Raw genomic sequence first — 20870 nt, 5'->3', positions numbered from 1 at the left:
CTGCGTCCCATTGTACCGGCAAGGGAAAGACCATATTTTCCCGAAGCACAGGGACGGGAAACAGATGAACAGCCCATTTGACGAGGAACCGCACCGCAGACCCGGGATGCTGGCCCGGTTGCGCGGGGCATTTCTGACCGGCCTGGTGGTGATCGCCCCGGTCGGGCTGACGATCTGGCTGATCTGGAGCGTGGTCGGCTGGATCGATGGCGTGGTGCTGCCGCTGGTGCCGCATCAGATGCGGCCGGAACGCTATATCGGCATCAACCTGCGCGGTGTCGGCGTCATCATCTTCCTGATCTTCACCATCATCGTCGGCTGGGTCGCCAAGGGGCTGATCGGCCGGTCGCTGATCAATTTCGCTGAGGGTCTGGTGGATCGCATGCCGGTGGTCCGCTCGGTCTATTCCGGCATCAAGCAAATCTCGGAAACCGTCTTCGCCCAGACCGAGCGCAGCTTTGAAAAGGCCTGCCTGGTACAATATCCGCGGCGTGGCATCTGGGCGATCGGCTTCATCTCCACCACCGCTCGCGGCGAGATTTCCGACCGGGCCGAGACCGGCGGCAAGCTGATGAGCATCTTCGTGCCCACCACACCGAACCCCACCTCGGGCTTTCTGCTCTATTTTCCTGAAGAGGATGTGATCGAGCTCGACATGTCGGTGGAGGACGCGGCGAAGCTGGTGATCTCCGCCGGGCTTGTTTATCCCAATTCCAAGGCGCTGGAGCCGGAGGAAGACTGATCCTCCCGTCTCCGGGCCAATTCCGGGTCGATTGCGGGCCGAATCCAAAGCCCCTGCACCGGCACGGCCCTGCTGCCAATACGGGACGTCTCGCCGCAGGGGACGCCTTTAGGTTGCTTGACCGTTGACCTCCGCCCCCCTCCCGGGCGACACTGATATTCCGAAGTTGGAATATTGTCGTGGCAGCCGGGGAGGTCTCCCATGCGACCCAGAACGTTCGGGCAGCGGATGCCCGCCTTGGCGCTCAGCCTGCTGATGGCGATCGGGCTCTGGCTCGCTCCCGGCGGCCCTGCCGGGGCGCAGGACAGCGCCGCCCCGGTGATTCCCGGCGCCGGCACCACGGCGGACCACACCCGGTTCGACATCCTCAAGGGTCCCTTCGCCTCCGGACCGGAGGTTACCCGCGCCTGTCTGACCTGCCATACCGAGGCAGACGATCAGATGATGCATTCGATCCATTTCAACTGGGAATTCGAAAACCCCAGGACCGGCCAGCTTCTGGGCAAGCGGCATGTGATCAACGCCTTCTGCGGCAATGTCGTCGGCAACGAGCCGCGCTGTACCTCCTGCCACGCCGGCTATGGCTGGGACGACATGCATCGGTCTCCGCAGCAGGAAGATGTCAGCGTCGATTGCCTGGTTTGCCACGACCGTTCCGGCCAATACACCAAGACGGCCACCGGCGCCGGCCATCCGCCGCTCGACCCGGTGAAACCCGGAACCAAGACCATCACCGGGGCCGAGGCCTGGCCGGTCGATCTGGCCCGCGCGGCGCAGAGTGTCGGCATGCCGGGGCGCGAGAATTGCGGCCAGTGCCATTTCTACGGCGGCGGCGGCGACAATGTGAAACACGGCGATCTGTCCTCGGTGCTCTATTCCCCGGCGCGCGAGGTCGATGTCCACATGTCGCCCGAGGGCCAGGACATGGTCTGTTCCGACTGCCACGTCACCAACCAGCACCAATGGGCCGGCTCGCGCTATGACGTCACCGTGCTCGACACCATCGGCGTCGGCATGCCGCACCAGCGCCGCGATGTCGCCACCTGCGAAAGCTGCCACGGCACCCAGCCGCATCCGGTCTCGCTCAAGGGTGTCAAGCTGAACGACCATGTGAACAAGCTGGCCTGCCAGACCTGTCACATCCCCTCCTTCGCGCGCGGCGGGGTGGCGACCAAGACCTTCTGGGACTGGTCCACCGCCGGCAAGCTGAAGGACGGCAAACCCTATGCCGAGGAGGAATTCATCCAGTCCGACGGCACGCCGCTGCACACCTATCTGTCGATCAAGGGCGATTTCCAGTGGGGCGAGAACGTCACCCCCTATTACGCCTGGTTCAACGGTCAGGTCGAATACACCACCGCCGGGGACACCATCGACCCCACCCAGGTGGTCGAGGTCAACCGGATCGGCGGCAGCCCCGAGGATGGCCAGAGCCGGATCTGGCCGTTCAAGCGGATGATCGGCAAGCAGGCCTATGACAGCGAGCTGAAGCATCTGGTCTACAACCACGTCTGGGGCCCCACCACCGATACCGCGCTGTGGAGCAACTACGACTGGAGCAAGTCGATCGCCGCCGGGATGAAGGCCGCCGGGGCGCCCTATTCGGGCCATTTCGATTTCGTCGACACCCATATGTACTGGCCGATCACCCATATGGTGGCGCCCGCCGATCAGGCGCTGGACTGCGCCGAATGCCACGCCCGGAATGGCCGGCTCAACGGAATCGAAGGCGTCTACATGCCGGGGCGCACCCCGTTCAGCAGCGCCGGCATCCTCGGGCTGTCGCTGATCGCGGCCACCGCGCTGGCGCTGCTGATCCACGCGCTCGGCCGGCTCTTCACCCGCAGGGAGGGCGGGGACCATGACTGAACGTTCCGTCAAGATCTATCCCCGCTTCGAACGCTTCTGGCACTGGAGCCAGATGGCGCTGATCTTTCTGCTGCTGTTCACCGGACTGGCGGTGAACGGGCTGCATCAGCTGATCCCCTTCGGCCCGGCGGTGATGCTGCATGTGCTGGCGGCGGGGGCGCTGATCGTGCTGTGGATCTTCGCCATCTTCTGGCATCTCACCACCGGCACCTGGCGCCACTACCTGCCCACCGGCGAAGGGTTGGTCAAGGTCGCCCGCTTCTACGCCTGGGGCATCTTCAAGGGCGAACACCACCCCTATCGCAAGGCCTACTGGCGCAAGCACAATCCGCTGCAGGCGCTGACCTATCTGGCGCTGAAGGTCGTCCTCTTCCCGCTGATCTGGATCACCGGCGTGATCTATCTGACCTATAATTTCTGGGACAGCGGGCCGGAGGCCAGCTTCTGGCTGGGGATCGTCGCCAACCTGCATCTGCTAGCCGCCTATGCCATCGCCGCCTTCGTCATGGCGCATGTCTATCTGCTGACGGTGGGCCATTCGTTCCGCGCCCATGTGCGACCGATGATCACCGGCTTCGACACCATCGATCTGACCCCCGAGGAAGAGGCCTATCTGGCCGCCGACGAACCCGGCCGGCTGCGCCCGCGCGGCGACTGAGCCGGCGGCGCAGGCCCCGGAGGGCTGCCGCCGCCCCTGCCCGTGTCCCGGCGATCAGCCGAACATCTTTTCCAGATCGACGCTGTTGCGCTTGCCCAGATTGTCCTTGTGTTCGGACAGGAACGCATCGGCCGAGGCGCGCCCCGCCTCCTTCAGATGGCCGAGGATCATCGGCGTCGGCACCACCTTGGTGGCCACCGACAGTTCGTTCATCAGGTCGTCATCGGCGATCATATGGACGAAGACCCGTTTCATCCGGTCCTGCTCCACCGTGCCCTCGTCGATCAGACGCTGCACGAAATTGATTGCCCGCAGCTCCCGCAGCAGCGAGGAGTTGAAGCTGATCTCGTTGATCCGGTTCTGGATCTGCTGCGGCGTGATCGGCACCTCGCGCCGCTCCAGCGGGTTGATGTTGACCACTACCACATCGGGCGGCAGATCCATGCGGAACAGCGGGAACAGCGCCGGATTGCCGGTATAGCCGCCGTCCCAATAGGCCTCGAGCTCACCGGTCTCGGGATCGGCGATCTCCACCGCCTGGAACATGTTCGGCAGGCAGGCGGAGGCGAGGATCGCATCGGTGCTGATCTCCTCCCCCGAAAACACACGGATCTTGCCGCTGTGCACCTTGGTGGCGCAGATGAACAGCTCCGGCAGGGCGGCGGCGCAGACATGGTCGAAATCGAGCGATTTCACCAGCGGCTCGAGCGGGTTCATGTAGAACGGCCCATAGGCATAGGGTGAGACCATGCGCGACCAGGCATCGGCCAGCGAAAAGGGCAGTGAGTATTCGATCGCCTGCGCCACCTGCGCCGGCTCCAGCACCCCCAGCCAGTGACTGAGCCGCATGTCGCCCATGCCGTGCATCCGGCCCCAGAGCCAGTCCAGCTTCTCTCGCGCGCCCGCGCGGCCGCCCTCGATCAGCCCAGCCTTGAAGGCCGCGGCATTCAGCGCCCCGGCCGAGGTGCCGGTGATCGAGGCGATTTCGAGGTCCTCCTCCTCCAACAGACGGTCGAGCACCCCCCAGGTATAGGCGCCATGCGCGCCGCCCCCCTGAAGGGCGAGGTTGATCCGGCGTGTCTCGGTCATCTGCTGTCCTGTTCCTGAAGCTCGCGGCGACGGCGCCGGACGGCGCCCGGCCTGCCACGCCCTGTCCCGTCACCGGCGGCCACCGGGCGCGTGAGAGACCCGCCCTGCCCGCCGGTGCCGCAGACGAAGGACGCCGGCCCGTGCCCCGGGCCGGCGTTCGGTGCGGTCAAAGCGCGGTCCAGCCGCCGTCGACCGAGATGGTGGTGCCGGTGATCTGTGCCGCCGCGTCCGAGCAGAGGAAGACGGCGGTGCCGCCCAGCTGCTCCACGGTGGCGAATTCCTTGCTGGGCTGACGCTCCAGCATGACGTTCTTGATCACGTCTTCCCGGCTCATGTTGTATTCCTTCATGGTGTCGGGGATTTGCGCCTCAACCAGCGGGGTCAACACGTAGCCCGGGCAGATGGCGTTGCAGGTGATCGGCTCCTGCGCGGTTTCCAGCGCCACGGTCTTGGTCATGCCGACGATGCCGTGCTTGGCCGCCACATAGGCCGCTTTGTAGGGCGAGGCGGTCAGCCCGTGCGCCGAGGCGATGTTGACGATCCGGCCCCAGCCGGCCGCGCGCATCATCGGCAACGCCGCCGCCATGGTGTGGAAGGCGGAATTCAGGTTGATCGCGATGATCGCATTCCACTTGTCGACCGGGAAATCGTCAATCGGCGCCACATGCTGGATACCGGCGTTGTTCACCAGGATATCGCAGCGGCCGGCTTTCTCGATCAGCGCCCGGCAGTCCTCGCCCTTCGACATATCGGCTTGGATATAGCGCACACTCACCCCGGTCTCTGCCGCCATTTCAGCGGCCAGCGCGTGATCCTCTTCGCTGTCGGTGAAGGAGTTCAGCACCACATCGGCGCCGGCCCGGGCCAGCTCCCAGGCGATTCCCAGCCCGATGCCCGAGTTCGATCCGGTGACGATAGCGGTTTTTCCGGTCAGCGACATAACATGCCCTCTTTCTTGGTGGTTCTCGCAGTCGGATGTAGTCTGCCACGCTGCATGTGCGAAAGGAACGCCAAAAGACGTGAGCCGGCGTGACAGACGCGCGAGCGCCCACCCCGCCCCAACCGGCCCCCAACCAACCCCGGTCACGCGATTGTGCGCCCGCTCGGCCGGTTTTCGCCAAGCGGTTTCGTCCATTCCGGCAGGATCCCGCGGGTCGCCGCCCCCGCCGCACCGGGCCCGTTGCGACAACGGCGATCGGTCTTACCTCTGCCGGCATCCGAAACCACAAAGGAGGTTCGACGCGAAACCGATGACGGATCGCACGGCATATATCGACAAGGCTCAGGCCCGCCTGAAACAAATCGACGCCGAAATCGCCCGTTTGGGCGCCAGAGTTGAGGAAGCGGAAGCCGACGCGCGCATCGAGGCGCAACAGGCCCTGGATGAGGCCCGCAGCAAGCGCCGCGAGATCGACCAGCAGATCGCCCGCCTGCGCGACAGCAGCGGCGCGGCCTGGGAGGATATCCGCGACGGGCTGGACAGCGCATGGGATCAGATGAGCGGCGCGCTGCGGCAGGCCGCAGACCGTTTTCACTGATCCCGCGCCCGATCGCCCCGACGCTTTCCCGATCAAAGGAGACCATGATGACCCGTTTTTCCATCGCCCCGACCGCCCGCGCCGCCCTTATCGCCACCGCCCTGGCGGTGCCCTCCCTCGGTCTTGCCGCCGACAGCGCGCCGCAAGCCGACACCACCACCTCGCAGGAGGTGCGCCAGGAGATTTCCGAGGCCTTTGCCGCCATCGGCGATTACAGCGCCGAGCAGCGCGACGAGGCGTTGGCCGCCGCCCGCGAGGCGATGACACGGCTCGACGCCGAAATCGACCGCCGTCAGGACGCCCTGCGCGACGGCTGGAGCGACATGAGCGAGGCTGCGCGGGACAAGGCGCGGGAGGGGCTGCAACAGCTGCAGGCGGCCCGCTACCGGCTGAGCGAGCGCTACGGCGCCCTGGAATCGGGGGCAGATTCGGCCTGGGACGATCTGAAGCAAGGCTTTGCCGAGGCATATGACTCGCTGCGCGACCTGTGGAACGACGAAGGCCCGGCACCGGAGGCGGACTCGCCGAAGTAACCCCGCCGCAAAGGGCGGAGACCCTTTGTCTTATGGTTAAATCGCACTCAGGGGCGGGTCCGTCGGACCTGCCCCGCTCGCGTTTCGACAGGAGATTTTCGCCCAAAAAAAACGCCCGCGCGAAGCGGGCGTTAAGTTATTGAGGCAGGTTTCATACAGGCAAGAAACCTATCGAGCAGTGAGGTCTTTATAAGCAATCTGCCGCAGTTCTCCAAGCTAAAAGTTTGATATCACGAGAATCCGCAAGTAGCCTGCCGCCAATGATAACGACCAGAGCAGGATTGTTTCCAAGGTGCGGCCAAGCCCATTCCTTCGCATTCGCGGGATGATTTGCGGAATCACCCTGTTTTTCACCGCCACCGCCGGTGCCGCCGCGCCGAGCCATGGCATAGCTATGTATGGTGACCCGGCGCTGCCACCGGATTTTGTGGCCCTGCCCTATGCCAACCCCGATGCGCCCAAGGGCGGAAAGGTGGTGTTCGGCAATACCGGCGGCTTCGATTCCCTGAACCCCTTCGTTCAGAAAGGCACGGCGCCCTGGCAGATGCGGTTCTGGAGCTACGAGTCCCTGATGGGCCGGTCGCAGGACGAACCCTTCACGCTCTACGGCCTTCTGGCCGAATCGGTCGAGACCGCACCGGACCGCTCCTGGGTGGAATTCACCCTGCGGCCGGAGGCGCGGTTCTCCGACGGCAGCCCGGTGACGGTCGAGGATGTGATCTGGTCCTACCGGACGCTGGGGACCGAGGGGCACCTGCGCTATCGCGGGTTCTGGAGCCAGGTCGCCCGTATCGAGCAGACCGGGCCGCGCAGCCTGCGGCTGAGCTTCACCAGCAAGGACCGCGAACTGGCGCTGATCGCCGGAATGCGGCCGATCCTGAAAAAAGCGCAATGGGAGGGCAAGGATTTCACCGCCTCGGGCCTCACCGACATCCCGATCGGCACCGGCGCCTATGTGATCTCGGATTTCGAGCCGGGCCGCTATGTCAGCTTCCGCCGCAATCCCGATTACTGGGGCAAGGATCTGCCGCTGCGCCGCGGCACCCGGAATTTCGATGAAATGCGGATCGAATTCTACGGCGACGGCACCGTGTTGTTCGAGGCGTTCAAGGCCGGGGCACTGTCGGCGGTGCGGGAGTTCAACGCAGAGAAATGGCAAAGCCAGTACGATTTCCCCGCCGTCGCCCGGGGCGATGTGGTCAAATCGGTGATCCCGAACCAGCGCCCCTCGGGCATGACCGGCCTGGTGATGAACAGCCGGCACCGGCCCTTCGCCGACTGGCGGGTGCGGCAGGCGCTGATCGAGGCCTTCAACTTCGACTATATCAACGACACCATGACCGGCGGGGCGCAGCCGCGTATCACCTCCTATTTCTCCAACTCGGTGCTGGCGATGCATCCCGGGCCGGCGGAAGGCCGCGTCAGGGCGTTGCTGACGCCCTTCGCGGACCAGCTGCCGCCCGGCGCGCTGGAGGGCTACAGCCTGCCCCAGGGCGATGGCACGGCGCGCAACCGCGCCAGCCTGCGGCGGGCGGTGGCGCTGCTGGCGGACGCGGGCTGGCAGGTACAGGACGGTGAGCTGCGCGACGCCGACGGCCGGCCGTTCCGCTTTAGCCTGCTGCTGCGCCAGGCCGACAGCGAGATGCAGCGCGTCGCCGACCTTTATGACCGGGCGCTGAAACGGCTGGGGATCGCAATGCAGGTTGAGACGGTGGACGACGCCCAATACACCACCCGCACCGCGGCGCTGGATTTCGACATGACCAGTTTCCGCCGCGATCTGTCGCTGTCGCCGGGCAACGAACAGCGGCTCTACTGGGGCAGCGCCGGCGCCGGGCAGCAGGGCACCCGCAACCTCATGGGGGTTGCCTCTCCGGCCGTCGACGCGATGATCGACGCGATGCTGACCTCGGAGACCTCCGAGGATTTCACCGCCGCCACCCGCGCGCTCGACCGGGTGCTGATGGCCGGGCGCTACGTGATCCCGATCTGGGCCTATGACGTCAGCCGCATCGCCCATGTGCGGCAGATGCGCTACCCCGCCGACCGGCTGCCGATCTATGGCGACGGGGTGGAATACATGCCCGATGTCTGGTGGTGGCAGGACGACTGAACCGCCGCGCCCGGACCCGGCAATGGAAGGGACGCGCCGCCGACGCGTGCCTTCGGCAAGAGTATTTGGGCGGGGAAGACGCCGGGCGGGCTCTGAGGCTCAGACCAGCGAGGTGACCCAGAGGATGGTGGCATCCTCCTCGCTGACCGAGACCACGTTATGGCCCATGCTGGCGTCGTAATAGGCGCTGTCGCCGCGGCGCATCTCGATCGGTTCGTAGAATTCGGTGTAGAGCATGATGACGCCGGTCAGCACATAGAGGAATTCCTCGCCGTCATGGCGGACCCAGCCGTCGAACTCCTCCATGCTGCGGGCGCGCACCCGGGCGCGATAGGGCAGCATCTGCTTCTTGGTCAGCGTCTCGGCCAGCAGTTCGTGCTCATAGGTGGCGGTGGCATAATCCGCCCCCTCGCCCGAGCGGGTCAGCGCCATGCGGCCGTTGACCTGATCCTTCTGCGGCGGGGTGAAGAGCTGCGGCACCGAGATTTCCAGCCCGACGGCGAGCTTCTTCAGCGCCTCATAGGTCGGTGACATCTGGCCGTTCTCGATCTTCGACAACGTCGAGCGCGCCAGCCCGGCCTGAGTGGCGGCCTGTTCCAGCGTCCAGTTGCGCGCCTTGCGCAGATCGCGCACCCGTGCGCCGAGATCGAGCGGTTCGGCCGCGATCTCGGGTTCGCCGCTGCGAGCGATACGGATGATGGATTTCGGGTCCCGGGCTGTCATGGCCGCTTCTATAAGCGCGCCGGGGGTCGCTTGCAACGCGCCCCGAGGCAGGCTAGCGATAGCCCATGCTTTCCATCTTTGATCAGGGGCCGCCGCCGCCCTGCCCCGCCCCGTTCAATCTGGCCGCCTTCGTGCTGCGGCAGGCCGAAGCCCTGCCGGAGAAGATCGCCCTATCGGTCCTGCGTCCAGGCGGATCGGACGACTGGAGCTATGCCCGGCTGGCCCAGGCGGTGCGCGGCACCGGCACCGGACTGTTGGAGCGCGGCCTGCAACCGGGGCAGATCCTGCTGATGCGGCTGGGCAATTCGGTGGAATTCCCGATCGCCTATCTCGGCGCCATGGCCGTGGGTCTGGTGCCGGTGCCGACCTCGTCGCAGCTGACCGCGCCCGAGACGCAGAAGATGATCGACGATCTGGCACCGGCGGCGGTGCTGCGCGATCCCGCGATCGCCTGCGCCGGTCACCCGGACCAGATCGGGCTGGAGGAACTGGCGGCGATGCGCGATCTGCCGCCCTGCGACTGGGACATGGGCGATCCGGAGCGGCTCGCCTATATCGTCTATACCTCCGGCACCTCGGGCAATCCGCGCGCCGTCGCCCACGCCCATCGCGCCATCTGGGCGCGGCAGATGATGGTCGGGGGCTGGTACGGGCTGCGTGCCGAGGACCGGCTGTGCCATGCCGGCGCCTTCAACTGGACCTATACGCTGGGCACCGGGCTGATGGACCCCTGGACCATCGGCGCCACCGCCCTGATCCCCGAGCCGGGAACCGAGATCGACCGCCTGCCCGAGATCCTCGCCGCCCATCGCGCCACCCTCTTCGCCGCCGCGCCCGGTGTCTATCGCCGCATGCTGCGCGGGCGCGAGACATTGACTCTGCCGCACCTGCGCCACGGGCTCAGCGCCGGGGAAAAGCTCTCTCCCGATCTGCACCGGCAGTGGACCGCCCTGACCGGGACCGAACTGCACGAGGCCTATGGCATGTCGGAATGTTCGACCTTCATCTCCTCCAGCCCGACCCATCCGGCGCGGGGGGCGGCGCTGGGACGGCCGCAGGTGGGCCGCCGCATCGCCATCCTGGGCCCCGACGACCAGCCGGTGCCACAGGGCGAGCCCGGCACCATCGCCATCCACCGCGCCGATCCCGGGCTGATGCTGGGCTATCTGAACGCGCCCGAGGAAAGCGCAGCCCGTATCCATGGCGACTGGTTCCTGACCGGCGATCAGGGCGCCATGGCGGTGGATGGAGAGATCACCTATCTCGGCCGCAACGACGACATGATGAATGCCGGCGGCTATCGGGTCTCTCCGGTCGAGGTGGAAAGCGCCCTCGCCGCCTATCCCGGGATCGACCAGGTCGGTGCTGCCGAGGTGGAGGTGAAACCCGGCACCACGGTGATTGTCGCCTTCTACGCCGGCCCCGCGGCACTGGACGAAGACGATCTGCATGCCTATATCGGGGACCGCCTGGCGCGCTACAAACAGCCGCGCGCCTTTGTGCATCTGCCCAGCCTGCCGACCGGCGCCAATGGCAAGCTTCTGCGCCGGGCGCTGCCGGCCTATTACCCCGACCGGAGCCCGCCGCCCGCATGACCACCGCGCCCCAGCAAGACCCCGTCGCCGAAGACACGACCCCGCAGCGGGTCAAGCTCGATATCCTGTGGGACCCGATCTGCCCCTGGTGCTATATCGGCAAGGCGCAGCTGGACCGGGCGCTGGCGGCAGTGCCGGACCACCCTTTCGTGATCGAACTGCACCCGTTTCAGCTGAACCCGGAGATGCCGGCCGGCGGCATGGACCGGCGCAGCTATCTGGAGGCGAAATTCGGCGGCAAGGAGCGCGCGGTTCAGGCCTATGCCCCGATCGTCGAGCGGGCCGAGGCGCTGGGGCTGCCGATCAACTTCGACGCGATGACCCGCACCCCCAACACGCTGGATGCCCACCGGCTGGTGCATTGGGCCGGGATCGAGGGCTGCCAGTACGAGACCGCCGAGGCGCTGTTCACCGCCTATTTCACCGATGGGCGCGATATCGGCGACCGCGAGGTGCTGAGCGATATCGCCGACAGCGTCGGCATGGATGCCTCCGTGGTGCGCAAGCTGCTGGCCTCCGATGCCGATTGCGACGCGATCCGCGCCCGCGATGCCCACAGCCGCGAGATGGGGGTGAACTCGGTGCCGACCTTCATCGTCGCCGGCAAACATGCCGTACCGGGTGCACAGCCGGCTGAATTGTGGCAAAAGGTGATTGAGGAGATCGGGGAGCAGCTCGCGCAGTGATGAATTTCAAGCCTTTGACAGTGATCTACAGTGTCGTGTTCATTTTGACGCTCGGCACGCTGTTCTTTCGCTACGTCGAGGGCTGGAGCTGGATCGACAGCTATTTCTTCACCGTCGTCACGATTTCGACCGTGGGCTACGGCAACCTGGTGCCGGTGACCCTGCTGGGCAAGCTCGGCACCACGTTCCTGATCTTCTTCGGTCTCGGCGTCTTTGCCGTCGCGATCCAGCAATTCGCGCTCTACAACATGCGCAAGCGCGAGGAGGAGACCGAGTGGCTGATCGCCCGTCTCGGCCATCGTCACGACGAGGAGATCGAGGAAGGCCCGATCGCCAACGAGGACGATCGCCCACGGGAGCAGCGCCCGCACCACGCGCCCGCGGAATGAGCCCGGGCTGACGGCCCGTCGCGTCTGGCGCTTGCCCCCGACACATGATACCGGCGCTCCGTAACCTGGAGCTCCCATGAAAACGCATATGTCGCGCCCCGAATTCATTGCGCTGATCGCAATGATGTTCGCCACCATCGCCTTTTCGATCGATTCCATGCTGCCGGCGCTGCCGGAAATCGGCCGTGAGCTGAGCCCGGAAAACGTCAACCGGGCGCAGATGCTGATCAGCGCCTTCGTGCTGGGCATGGGGGCCGGGACCTTTTTCACCGGGCCGCTGTCAGATGCCTTCGGCCGCAAGCCGGTGATCCTGGCCGGAGCCGCAACCTATATCGTCGCCGCCGCGCTGGCGTGGTGGAGCGACAGTCTCGAGGTGGTTCTGGCGGCGCGGCTGCTGCAGGGGATCGGCGCCGCCGGCCCCCGGGTGGTGGCGCTGGCGGTGGTGCGCGATCTCTATTCCGGGCGCGAGATGGCCAAGACGGTCTCCTTCGCGATGATGATCTTCACCATCTTCCCCGCCTTCGCACCGCTGATGGGTCAGGGCATCATCGCGCTGACCGGCTGGCGCGGCATCTTCCTGGCCTTCATCCTGTTTTCGCTGATCTCGGTGTTCTGGCTGGGGCTGCGGCTGCCCGAGACGCTGGCGCCGGAAAACCGCCGGCCGATGCGGCTGCCACTGATGATCGCGGCCCTGAGGGAGATGGCCGGACATCCCACCGTGCGGCTGTCGATCCTGGTGCAGACCCTCTGCCTCGCGTCGATGTTCGTGATGATCCTGACGGTGCAACCGGCCTATGACGTCATCTTCGGCGAGGCCGAGAACTTCCCGATCTACTTCGGGGCCATCGCGCTGTTTTCCGGTTCCGCCAGCCTGCTGAACGCGGCCATCGTGGTGCGCGTGGGCATGCGCCGCATCGTCACCTGGGCGCTGGCGGCGCAGATCGCGATGACGCTGGTGATGCTGGTCATCGCCGCGCTCTCCGGGATGCATCCGCGTATCCTGTTCTGGGGCTTCGTGCTGTGGCAGACGGTGGTGTTCTTCTTCGGCGGCATGCTGATGGGTAACCTCAACGCCATCGCGATGGAACCGATGGGCCATATCGCCGGCATGGCGGCCTCGATCATGGGGGCACTGTCGACGGTCGGGGCGGCGGTGCTCTCGACACCGGTGGGCATGGTCTTCGACGGCACGCTGCGGCCGATGACCGCCGGTGTGCTGATCTTCTCCGCCATCGCCTTCGGGCTGATGCTGATCATGGGCCGGCTGGAACGGCGACAGGAACAATAGTCAATAAAATACAGCTCACTAAACCAACATCCTCATGCATAAGGTTCAGTGAATGCCTCGCCGCCCAGCCGGCTCCCGCCTTGCGCGACACATCATGAATCACCCTTAACACACTGATACAAAACAAAACGCGCAGGCCGAGACCTGCGCGTTTGCGGTTCCATTGCGAACGGGCTTACTCTGCCGCCTGCACCGCCATCGGGTTGTTGGGGTGCATGGTCCAGTTGGCATATTCCTCCTCGACCACCTTGCCCGTGCGCAGGTCCACCTGGCCCGGGGCCACCCGCTCCATGGTGATGCAGCCTTCGATCGGGCAGACATCGACGCAGAGGTTGCAGGCGACGCATTCGGCATCGTTGACCTCGAACACCCGGTCTTCCTTCATCCAGATTGCCTGGTGGCTGGTGTCCTCGCAGGCTGCATAGCAGCGGCCACACTTGATGCAGGCGTCCTGGTCGATCTTGGCCTTGGAGATGTAATTGAGGTTCAGGTCCTTCCAGTCCACCACATTGGGAACGGCGGCACCGATGAAATCGGCGGTGGAGGTATATCCCTTCTCATCCATCCACTGGCTGAGGCCAGAGATCATCTCCTGCACCACGCGGAACCCATAGGTCATGGCAGCGGTGCAGACCTGTACGTTGCCGGCACCCATCACCATGAACTCCGCCGCGTCGCGCCAGGTGGTGATGCCGCCAATGGCGCTGATCGGCTTGCCATGGGTGACCGGATCGCGGGCGATCTCTGCCACCATGTTCAGCGCGATGGGTTTCACCGCCGGGCCGCAATAGCCGCCATGGGTGCCCTTGCCGTCGATCATCGGTTCCGGCGACATCATGTCCAGGTTGACCGAGGTGATCGAGTTGATCGTGTTGATCAGTGACACCGCATCGGCATTGCCGGCGAAGGCCGCCTGCGCCGGGCGGCGGATATCGGTGATATTCGGCGTCAGCTTCACGATCACCGGTTTGGAGTAATACTGTTTGCACCACTCCGTCACCATGGTGATGTACTCCGGCACCTGACCGACGGCCGAGCCCATGCCGCGTTCCGCCATGCCATGCGGACAGCCGAAGTTCAGCTCGATCCCGTCGGCGCCGGTGGCCTCGACCATCGGCAGGATCGCCTTCCAGCTCTCCTCGTCGCAGGGGACCATGATCGACACGATCAGCGCCCGGTCGGGATAGTCCTTCTTGACCCGGGTGATTTCCTCCAGATTGGTCTGCAAGGGCCGGTCGGTGATCAGCTCGATGTTGTTCAGCCCCAGCAGGCGGCGGTCGGCGCCGTAGATGGCGCCATAGCGCGGGCCGTTCACATTGACCACCGGCGGCCCTTCGGCGCCGAGCGTCTTCCATACCACGCCGCCCCAGCCGGCCTCATAGGCGCGGCGCACGTTATATTCCTTGTCAGTCGGCGGCGCCGAGGCCAGCCAGAACGGGTTGGGGCTCTTGATGCCCAGAAATTCTGTCGTCAAATCAGCCATCTATGCGGCCTCCCTTCGATATCCCAGGTTGTCCCTGACAATTCTTGCCCGATCCGCGAAGACCTGGCTTCGCGTCAGGTGCCGGCCCGATTGGCTGGCCTTTTCGATCAGGTCGCGCAGCGCGGCGCGGTCGGCATTCAGACTGGCCACAGCCCGGGCCAGCGCCTCCGCATCGCCGCGGTCGACCAGACATCCCGCGCCCCGTTCGGAAACGAGCCGCTGGGCATAGGTATCCCGGAACCCGACCAACGGCGTCGCGGCGTGCAGCGCTTCGATCAGGTTACGGGGGGATTCATCCGTCATGTGGCAGAACATCAGGACATGGGCGCCGCGCAGGATCTCCAGGACCTTCTGGCGGTCGGAGACGAAACCGTGGAACACCACCCGGTCCGCCAACCCCGCCTGCCCCACCTGCTGGCGCATCTCCTCCAGCTGCGGCCCGTCCCCGGCCCATTCGGCCTCGAACGGCACACCGGCGCGGGCCAGCGCCTCCAGCGCCTGAACCCACAGCAGCCCGCCCTTCATCCGGTCGGCCCGCCCGACATAGCGGATCCTCAGCACATCCGTCGCCGCGCCGGAGAGCTTGCGCTGCAGCGCCTCCGCCGGGATGCGGTCGCTTTCCTCGAGATGGATATCCTCGACGATCTGCGGGTTGCGGGTCTTGTCCCGGAACTGGTCGAAGACGGTCTGCCCGTGCAGCAAGGCCAGATCGGCCTTGGCCAGGACCTCGTCCTCGCGCACGGCGGTGATGCGGGATTTCAGCCAGGCCCGCAGCCGGCCCTTGAGAGAGCCGTCATGGGTGGTGGCAAAGACCTGAGATTCCACCCGGTCGAACCAGATGCCATGCGACAGCCCCTCTGCCGCGGCCAGCCGGGCGCCGAAGATGCCCCAGTCGCCGATCCAGCCGCCAATGGCGAACAGCCTATAATCGGCACGCCGGAGCGCGTCGCGCAGCAGCGCTTTCACCTGCGGTCTGGTTTTGACATAGGTCGGCATGCGATAGCCATCCGGCAGTTCGATCAGTTCATATTCCGGCAGGACAAGCCCCCCCGTCTCGGCATCGATCCAGCCCGCCGGCGGCGGGCCGGCGTGGCAGATCGAGCAGGTGATCACCCTGGAGAATTCCCGTTGCCAGGCCTTCAGACCGCTTGCGGTCTGCGCTTCGATGAAAAGCCGGCCCTCATGGCGAAAAAAGGGCGCCCCCAGCGTCAGAAAAATGGTCTCCAAGATGCAGTCTCCCGTGCAGGTCCAGAGCGGGGGAACAGCTTCCCCCCGCGGAAACCTAGCATGAAGTCAGCGTCGAATGGATATCCATCGCCGCATCGCGGCCTTCGGCAACGGCGGTAACGGTCAAATCCTCACCACCGCTGGCGCAGTCGCCGCCGGCCCAGACCCCGTCCAGACTGGTGCGGCCCGGCCCGGTCACCGCCAGCTTGCCCCCGACGATGGCGAGACCTTCGGGCACGCCTTCCAGCGTCTGGCCGATGGCCTTGAAGATCTGATCCGCCGCCAGCGTCAGCTTTTCGCCGGTGCCGGTGACCCGGCCGTCGTGAATACGGGTGTATTCCAGCTCGATCCCGGTCACCGCGCCATCGCCCAGGATCGCCGTCGGCATCACGTTGAACATCAGCTTGACCCCGTGGCTGGCGGCCAGATCCTGTTCGAACCGGCTGGCCGGCATCGCGGCGCGGTCGCGGCGATAGGCGATGGTGACATTCTCCGCCCCCAGAAGTTTCGCCTGCACCGCGACGTCGATCGCGGTCATGCCGCCACCGATCACCACCACATTGCGCCCCACCGGCAGCGCGCCCTTGTCTTCGGCCTGGCGCAGCTCGGCGATAAAGGCCACCGCGTCCAGAACACCGGGCATCTCCTCCTGCGCCAGGCGCAATGCATTGACCCCGGCCAGACCAATGGAGAGGAACACCGCGTCGTAGTCGGCCTGCAGCGCGGCGAGCGTCAGTTCCGCCCCCAGCGATTTGCCGGCCTCCAGCGTGATGCCGCCGATCTTCAGCAGCCACTCCACCTCTTTCGCGGCAAAATCCTCGGTGCTCTTGTAAGCGGCGATGCCATATTCGTTCAGGCCACCGGCCTTGGGGCGGGCATCGAAGACGGTGACGTCATGGCCCAGCATCGCCAGACGATGCGCACAGGAGAGCCCTGCCGGCCCCGCACCTACCACCGCCACGGTCTTGCCGGTCGCCGCCGCGCGGGAGAAGGGATGCACCTCCGCAGCCATCAGCTGATCGGTGGCATAGCGCTGCAGTCGGCCGATCTCCACCGGGTTGCCCTCGGCAGTTTCGCGCACGCAGGATTGTTCACACAGGGTCTCGGTCGGGCAGACCCGGGCGCACATGCCTCCCAGGATGTTCTGATCGAAGATCGTCTTCGCCGCCGCTTCCGGGTGGCCGGTCTGGATCTGACGGATGAACATCGGGATATCGATGTCGGTCGGACAGGCGGTCACGCAGGGCGCGTCATAGCAGAAATAGCACCGGTCCGCTGCCACAGCGGCCTCATGCGGCGCCAGCGGCGCGTGCAGATCGGAAAAATTGGCGGCAATCTCCTCGGGCGCCAGGCGCTGCGCCACGACCCCGGATGCCTGATGGCCATTCGCCATTGGGTGTCTCCCTGTTTTGATCTTTTGGTCAGACTGACACAGCCATATTTTTTATCAATTGGTAAAATTTGCCGGCGGGCAGAAAAATGCAGCCTCTCCGGCGAGCTGCTGCTAAAACAGGCAGGCGGTCGCGACAGACCCCGACGCGGGGCGCCGATCAGGGCATCAGCACGCTGGACCGCGGGAAACCAGCGCGGTCGGTGGTCAGATCGTCATAGGTCAGTTCGACCTCGACGCTCTGCACCGCGCCGAGCGGATAGCTGAGGTAGATCGGCCCGTCGCCGTCTGTCACCGCATTGGGCGCGGCGGTGTCCAGATGGCAGGGCGGCAGCGGAAAGACCTGCAGCGGTCCGCCGTTGATCCCCAGCCGGATCTGCAGGAGGCCGCAGCGCCAGGACAGCAATTGGGTCAGATAGAGAAGATCCTGCCCGTCATATGCGCGCAGCGCCACCCAATTCGCCCGGGTCAAGGTCAGGATCGGCTTGACCTCCACCGCGGTGGTGAACTGGCCGCTGGGCACCTGCGGCTCCGCCACCAGCCCCGACGGATCTGGGGCGAGGAATACCGGTGGCGCCGTGGCTCCCTGCTGCGCCGGCGCCGGGGCGAGGAAGCTGGGCGGCGCCTCTCCCTGCGCGCTCTGGGCGGGCGTCGGGCTCAGGAAACTGGGGGGCGCCACAGATGCGGGGGCCTGTGCGACATCGATCGCCAGAAAGCTCGGGGGCGCGATCCCGGGGACGGCGCTCGCCCGTGGCGGGGGCACGTCCTGCCCCGCCGCCTGCGCGGCGGCGGCAACCAGAAACAGAATAATGTCCAACATCGTGATCCTCCCGAAATCCGACCTCAAAATCATGCGTTTGCGGGGTTTAGGGAGACGCCCTCACCCCCTATAGTCAAAACAGGCAGTCGCCGCAGAAATACCGGCGCGGCAGGAAAAACTATGGCAAATAATCCCGCATCCCGCCAAGGGTTCAATATTCTGATCGTCGGCCAGTCCGGCCGGCTGCAATATGAGGCGGTGCTGTTCGCCGCCGCGCTGCGGGCGATGAGCCCAGGCTTCGCCGGTCGCCTGTTCGTCGCGGTGCCGCAACCCGGGCCGCTGTGGTCCGGCGATCCGGCCATCCGCAACGCCCCGGTGCTGCAGGCGCTGGACGACCTCGGGGCCGAGATCCTGCCATTCGAATGCCGCGCCTTCGGCGAGAGCTATCCCCAGGGCAACAAGATCGAGGCGCTGGCCGCCCTGCCCGCGGGCGAACCCTTCGTCTTCTTCGACACCGACACGCTGATCACCGGCGAGCTTGCCGATGTGCCCTTCGATTTCGACCGCCCCGCCGCCTCGCTGCGGCGTGAGGGCACCTGGCCCGAACCGACGCTCTATGGCCCCGGCTACGGCGGTATCTGGAAATCGCTCTACGACCGCTTCGGGCTGGATTTCGACAGCAGCCTCGACCTCAACCAGCCGGACGAATACTGGGAGCGCTATCTCTATTTCAACGCCGGCTGGTTCTATTACCGCTGCCCCAGGCTGTTCGGGGAGAGGTTCCGCGAATACGCGCTGTCGATCCGCGACGATCCGCCGGTGGAACTGGCCGGCCAGAGCCTAGATCCCTGGCTGGACCAGGTGGCGCTGCCGCTGGTGATCCATTCCTTCGGCGGCAGCCGCGATGCGCTGCCGCAGGGCTATCTCGACGGGTCGGTCAGCTGCCACTACAGGCTGTTCCCACTGCTCTACGCCCGCGAAAGCGACCGGGTGGTCGAGGTGCTGGAAACGGTCACGGCACCGAACCGGATCAAGAAGGTGCTGAAGCAATACGAACCGATCAAGCGGCTGATCTATCAGGGCCGCGGCACCAAGGTGCGGGCGCTGTTCGACCGGGACAACCTGCCCCGCAAGGAACAGGCGATCCGCAACAGGATCAAGGCGAACGGGTTCTGGATGCGGTGACGGCTTTCGGGACGGGGCATCCGCTTCGGGGATAACCGCATGAGGGCGTGTTTCCATCGCTTCTCGGGCCAGAATGCTCAATTCGGAAAGGCAAGTCGCACTAGAACGAAGGGCGGGGAGCGGAAGTTCGCTGCGTCCTGCACGAACGGCAGCACCGCGCAACGAAGCGGACGTTGGCCAGATGCGCCGGGCGAGCCGCCTTGTCGAAGACGCAGCCTAGCTACTTCTCTTGACACCCACTACTTCGCATACATGCGTGTATAGGCGCTCCGCGAGGGGGCTTGCATGTGTCCCACATAAAGTCTTACCTTCAGCGAGAGGCAATCCTTATGAAATGCACTTTTGAGGTGAATAGTGGCTGAGGAAGATGACGCACTTCTCGAAGTAGTCGAAGAAAATGATGATCAGCCATATGTTGAATTCGATATCTCCGTTGCTCCATCAGACCCATCTTTGGAACTTCTATCTTCGCAAATTGAACGCGGCGACATCGTCGTTCCATTCTACCAGAGAAAATTCGTCTGGAAGATTGAGCAATCATCAAGACTGATTGAGTCTTTCCTGATGGGACTTCCTGTTCCGCAAGTTTTTCTTTACGAGAATGATGAGGGGGAGCTTGAGGTCATAGATGGCCAGCAAAGACTGATGTCAGTCAAGTATTTTATTGAGGGGTATTTCGGGGAGCCCGATGACAAAGGAAACCGAAAAGTATTCCGCCTCAAAGGGTTGTCCGAGAGATCGGAATTTAACGGGAAGCGGTTTGATGATCTCCCCCCTAAATATCAACGAAAACTAAGAAACTCCACCTTGAGGGCAATTAATATCCGCCAGCTAACACCAAGCGGCAGCGGCGATAGCGTTTTCCATATTTTCGAAAGGCTCAACACGGGTGGAACGCAGCTTAAACCACAAGAAATCAGAAACGCCGTGTATCGAGGTGAAATCGTTGACCGGCTTTGGGAGCTCAATGAGAATGAGGACTGGCAAAACATCCTTGGCTTGAAGAAGCCAGATAAAAACCAGAAAGATGTAGAGCTAGTTTTGCGCCTTTTGTCCCTTTATCACAGGTGGACTGAGTACGAGAAGCCAATGCTTAGCCATTTGAATAAGTTCATGAAGCAGAATAGAGATTTTGAATCTGATTCTGATCTGGAGTTCTTCGAACGCTTCCCAGTCGTTGCGGCGCTTGTAAATATTAATATCCCCAAGCCATTTCGACCAAAGGGCGTGATAAACTCCGCCGTTCTAGAAGCCGTGATGGTAACCTTGCTCGAAGACCCCTCGATTGACGGAACTAGGCTTAAAGTGGGTTATGAAGCCCTCTTGAATAATGCGGCATTCCTCGAGCGGATAACAGGCGGAACCACTGACACCCTCATGGTTCAAAAAAGAATAGAGATAGCAAAGCAGATTATCTAATGCTGCCGGATGAGCTTCGAGAGCACTTTTCTAGGATCAACTCTTTAGTTGATGAGATGAATGTAAGCGGCGGCTGCATCCCACCTCAGGTTCAGCTTGACGGCTTGAAGTTCCACGGGAGAAGTTCGTCGATGCGGCCTTGCGGATGGCCGGCGGCGATGGCCTCGAGGGTGGTCTTGAGAT

20 protein-coding genes are annotated in these 20870 nt (G+C 64.5%); 12 read left to right on the top strand and 8 right to left on the bottom strand.

What is annotated here, in order from left to right:
- Positions 1-64 precede the first annotated feature (64 nt).
- The 3 genes from QO033_RS12270 to QO033_RS12260 all read left to right on the top strand — a co-directional run bounded on the left by QO033_RS12270 (position 65) and on the right by QO033_RS12260 (position 3269).
- Complete coding sequence (locus QO033_RS12270; RefSeq protein WP_284481272.1) at positions 65-742, top strand: DUF502 domain-containing protein; 678 nt, start codon at positions 65-67, stop codon at positions 740-742.
- A 201-nt stretch (positions 743-943) separates the two neighbouring features.
- A complete protein-coding gene (locus QO033_RS12265; RefSeq protein ID WP_284481271.1) occupies positions 944-2611 on the top strand; it encodes a tetrathionate reductase family octaheme c-type cytochrome in 1668 nt (555 codons plus the stop codon).
- Positions 2604-3269, top strand: a complete 666-nt coding sequence (locus tag QO033_RS12260) for a cytochrome b/b6 domain-containing protein (protein ID WP_284481270.1) — start codon at positions 2604-2606, stop codon at positions 3267-3269. The genes QO033_RS12265 and QO033_RS12260 overlap by 8 nt, the downstream gene beginning before the upstream one ends.
- 54 nt (positions 3270-3323) lie before the next feature.
- Here the strand turns inward: QO033_RS12260 and QO033_RS12255 are convergent, their stop codons facing one another.
- Positions 3324-4358 (bottom strand): patatin-like phospholipase family protein, encoded by a 1035-nt coding sequence (locus QO033_RS12255; RefSeq protein ID WP_284481269.1) that lies wholly within the window; start codon positions 4356-4358, stop codon positions 3324-3326.
- A 166-nt stretch (positions 4359-4524) separates the two neighbouring features.
- Positions 4525-5298, bottom strand: a complete 774-nt coding sequence (locus QO033_RS12250) for a 3-hydroxybutyrate dehydrogenase (RefSeq protein ID WP_284481268.1) — start codon at positions 5296-5298, stop codon at positions 4525-4527.
- A gap of 310 nt (positions 5299-5608) precedes the next feature.
- Here QO033_RS12250 and QO033_RS12245 point away from each other — a divergent pair, with 310 nt between their 5' ends.
- The 3 genes from QO033_RS12245 to QO033_RS12235 all read left to right on the top strand — a co-directional run bounded on the left by QO033_RS12245 (position 5609) and on the right by QO033_RS12235 (position 8542).
- Positions 5609-5896 carry a sll1863 family stress response protein gene (locus tag QO033_RS12245; RefSeq protein WP_284481267.1) on the top strand — a complete coding sequence of 96 codons (288 nt, stop codon included), beginning with the start codon at positions 5609-5611 and terminating at the stop codon, positions 5894-5896.
- A gap of 47 nt (positions 5897-5943) precedes the next feature.
- Entirely contained in the window at positions 5944-6429 is a 486-nt protein-coding gene (locus QO033_RS12240) for a hypothetical protein (protein ID WP_284481266.1), read from the top strand.
- 325 nt (positions 6430-6754) lie between these two features.
- Positions 6755-8542 (top strand): extracellular solute-binding protein, encoded by a 1788-nt coding sequence (locus QO033_RS12235; protein WP_284481265.1) that lies wholly within the window; start codon positions 6755-6757, stop codon positions 8540-8542.
- 99 nt (positions 8543-8641) lie between these two features.
- Here QO033_RS12235 and QO033_RS12230 read toward each other — a convergent pair whose 3' ends face one another.
- Positions 8642-9265 (bottom strand): helix-turn-helix domain-containing protein, encoded by a 624-nt coding sequence (locus QO033_RS12230; protein ID WP_284481264.1) that lies wholly within the window; start codon positions 9263-9265, stop codon positions 8642-8644.
- Between the two features lie 65 nt (positions 9266-9330).
- On the opposite strand from QO033_RS12230, the gene QO033_RS12225 reads away from it, so the two are divergent.
- The 4 genes from QO033_RS12225 to QO033_RS12210 all read left to right on the top strand — a co-directional run bounded on the left by QO033_RS12225 (position 9331) and on the right by QO033_RS12210 (position 13223).
- Positions 9331-10860 carry a class I adenylate-forming enzyme family protein gene (locus tag QO033_RS12225; RefSeq protein ID WP_284481263.1) on the top strand — a complete coding sequence of 510 codons (1530 nt, stop codon included), beginning with the start codon at positions 9331-9333 and terminating at the stop codon, positions 10858-10860.
- Positions 10857-11546: a DsbA family oxidoreductase gene (locus tag QO033_RS12220; protein ID WP_284481262.1), complete on the top strand. Its 690-nt coding sequence runs from the start codon at positions 10857-10859 to the stop codon at positions 11544-11546. The genes QO033_RS12225 and QO033_RS12220 overlap by 4 nt, the downstream gene beginning before the upstream one ends.
- Complete coding sequence (locus QO033_RS12215) at positions 11546-11935, top strand: potassium channel family protein (protein WP_284481261.1); 390 nt, start codon at positions 11546-11548, stop codon at positions 11933-11935. The genes QO033_RS12220 and QO033_RS12215 overlap by 1 nt, the downstream gene beginning before the upstream one ends.
- A 76-nt stretch (positions 11936-12011) precedes the next feature.
- Entirely contained in the window at positions 12012-13223 is a 1212-nt protein-coding gene (locus QO033_RS12210) for a multidrug effflux MFS transporter (protein ID WP_284481260.1), read from the top strand.
- 175 nt (positions 13224-13398) lie between these two features.
- Here QO033_RS12210 and preA read toward each other — a convergent pair whose 3' ends face one another.
- From preA to QO033_RS12190, 4 genes are all read right to left on the bottom strand, one after another.
- The gene (preA, locus tag QO033_RS12205; protein ID WP_284481259.1) at positions 13399-14706 is read right to left on the bottom strand and encodes an NAD-dependent dihydropyrimidine dehydrogenase subunit PreA; all 1308 of its coding nucleotides are present in this window, start codon (positions 14704-14706) and stop codon (positions 13399-13401) included.
- Entirely contained in the window at positions 14707-15933 is a 1227-nt protein-coding gene (locus QO033_RS12200; protein ID WP_284481258.1) for a glycosyltransferase, read from the bottom strand.
- 55 nt (positions 15934-15988) lie between these two features.
- Positions 15989-17326 (bottom strand): NAD(P)-dependent oxidoreductase, encoded by a 1338-nt coding sequence (locus QO033_RS12195; RefSeq protein ID WP_284481257.1) that lies wholly within the window; start codon positions 17324-17326, stop codon positions 15989-15991.
- 157 nt (positions 17327-17483) lie between these two features.
- Positions 17484-18143: a hypothetical protein gene (locus QO033_RS12190; protein WP_284481256.1), complete on the bottom strand. Its 660-nt coding sequence runs from the start codon at positions 18141-18143 to the stop codon at positions 17484-17486.
- Positions 18144-18263: 120 nt separating this feature from the next.
- Here QO033_RS12190 and QO033_RS12185 point away from each other — a divergent pair, with 120 nt between their 5' ends.
- Complete coding sequence (locus tag QO033_RS12185) at positions 18264-19268, top strand: hypothetical protein (protein ID WP_284481255.1); 1005 nt, start codon at positions 18264-18266, stop codon at positions 19266-19268.
- A 354-nt stretch (positions 19269-19622) separates the two neighbouring features.
- Complete coding sequence (locus tag QO033_RS12180) at positions 19623-20687, top strand: DUF262 domain-containing protein (RefSeq protein WP_284481254.1); 1065 nt, start codon at positions 19623-19625, stop codon at positions 20685-20687.
- Positions 20688-20778: 91 nt separating this feature from the next.
- On the opposite strand, the gene QO033_RS25355 is transcribed toward QO033_RS12180, so the two are convergent.
- Positions 20779-20870 (bottom strand): transposase domain-containing protein (locus tag QO033_RS25355; RefSeq protein WP_456107298.1); only part of this gene is annotated, 92 nt, incomplete at its 5' end.

The organism is Pseudodonghicola flavimaris, assembly GCF_030164425.1.
GTDB classification, from domain to species: domain Bacteria; phylum Pseudomonadota; class Alphaproteobacteria; order Rhodobacterales; family Rhodobacteraceae; genus Pseudodonghicola; species Pseudodonghicola flavimaris.
Note: the sequence above shows the minus strand (reverse complement) of the source record. Positions and strands in the feature narration are given on the sequence as shown.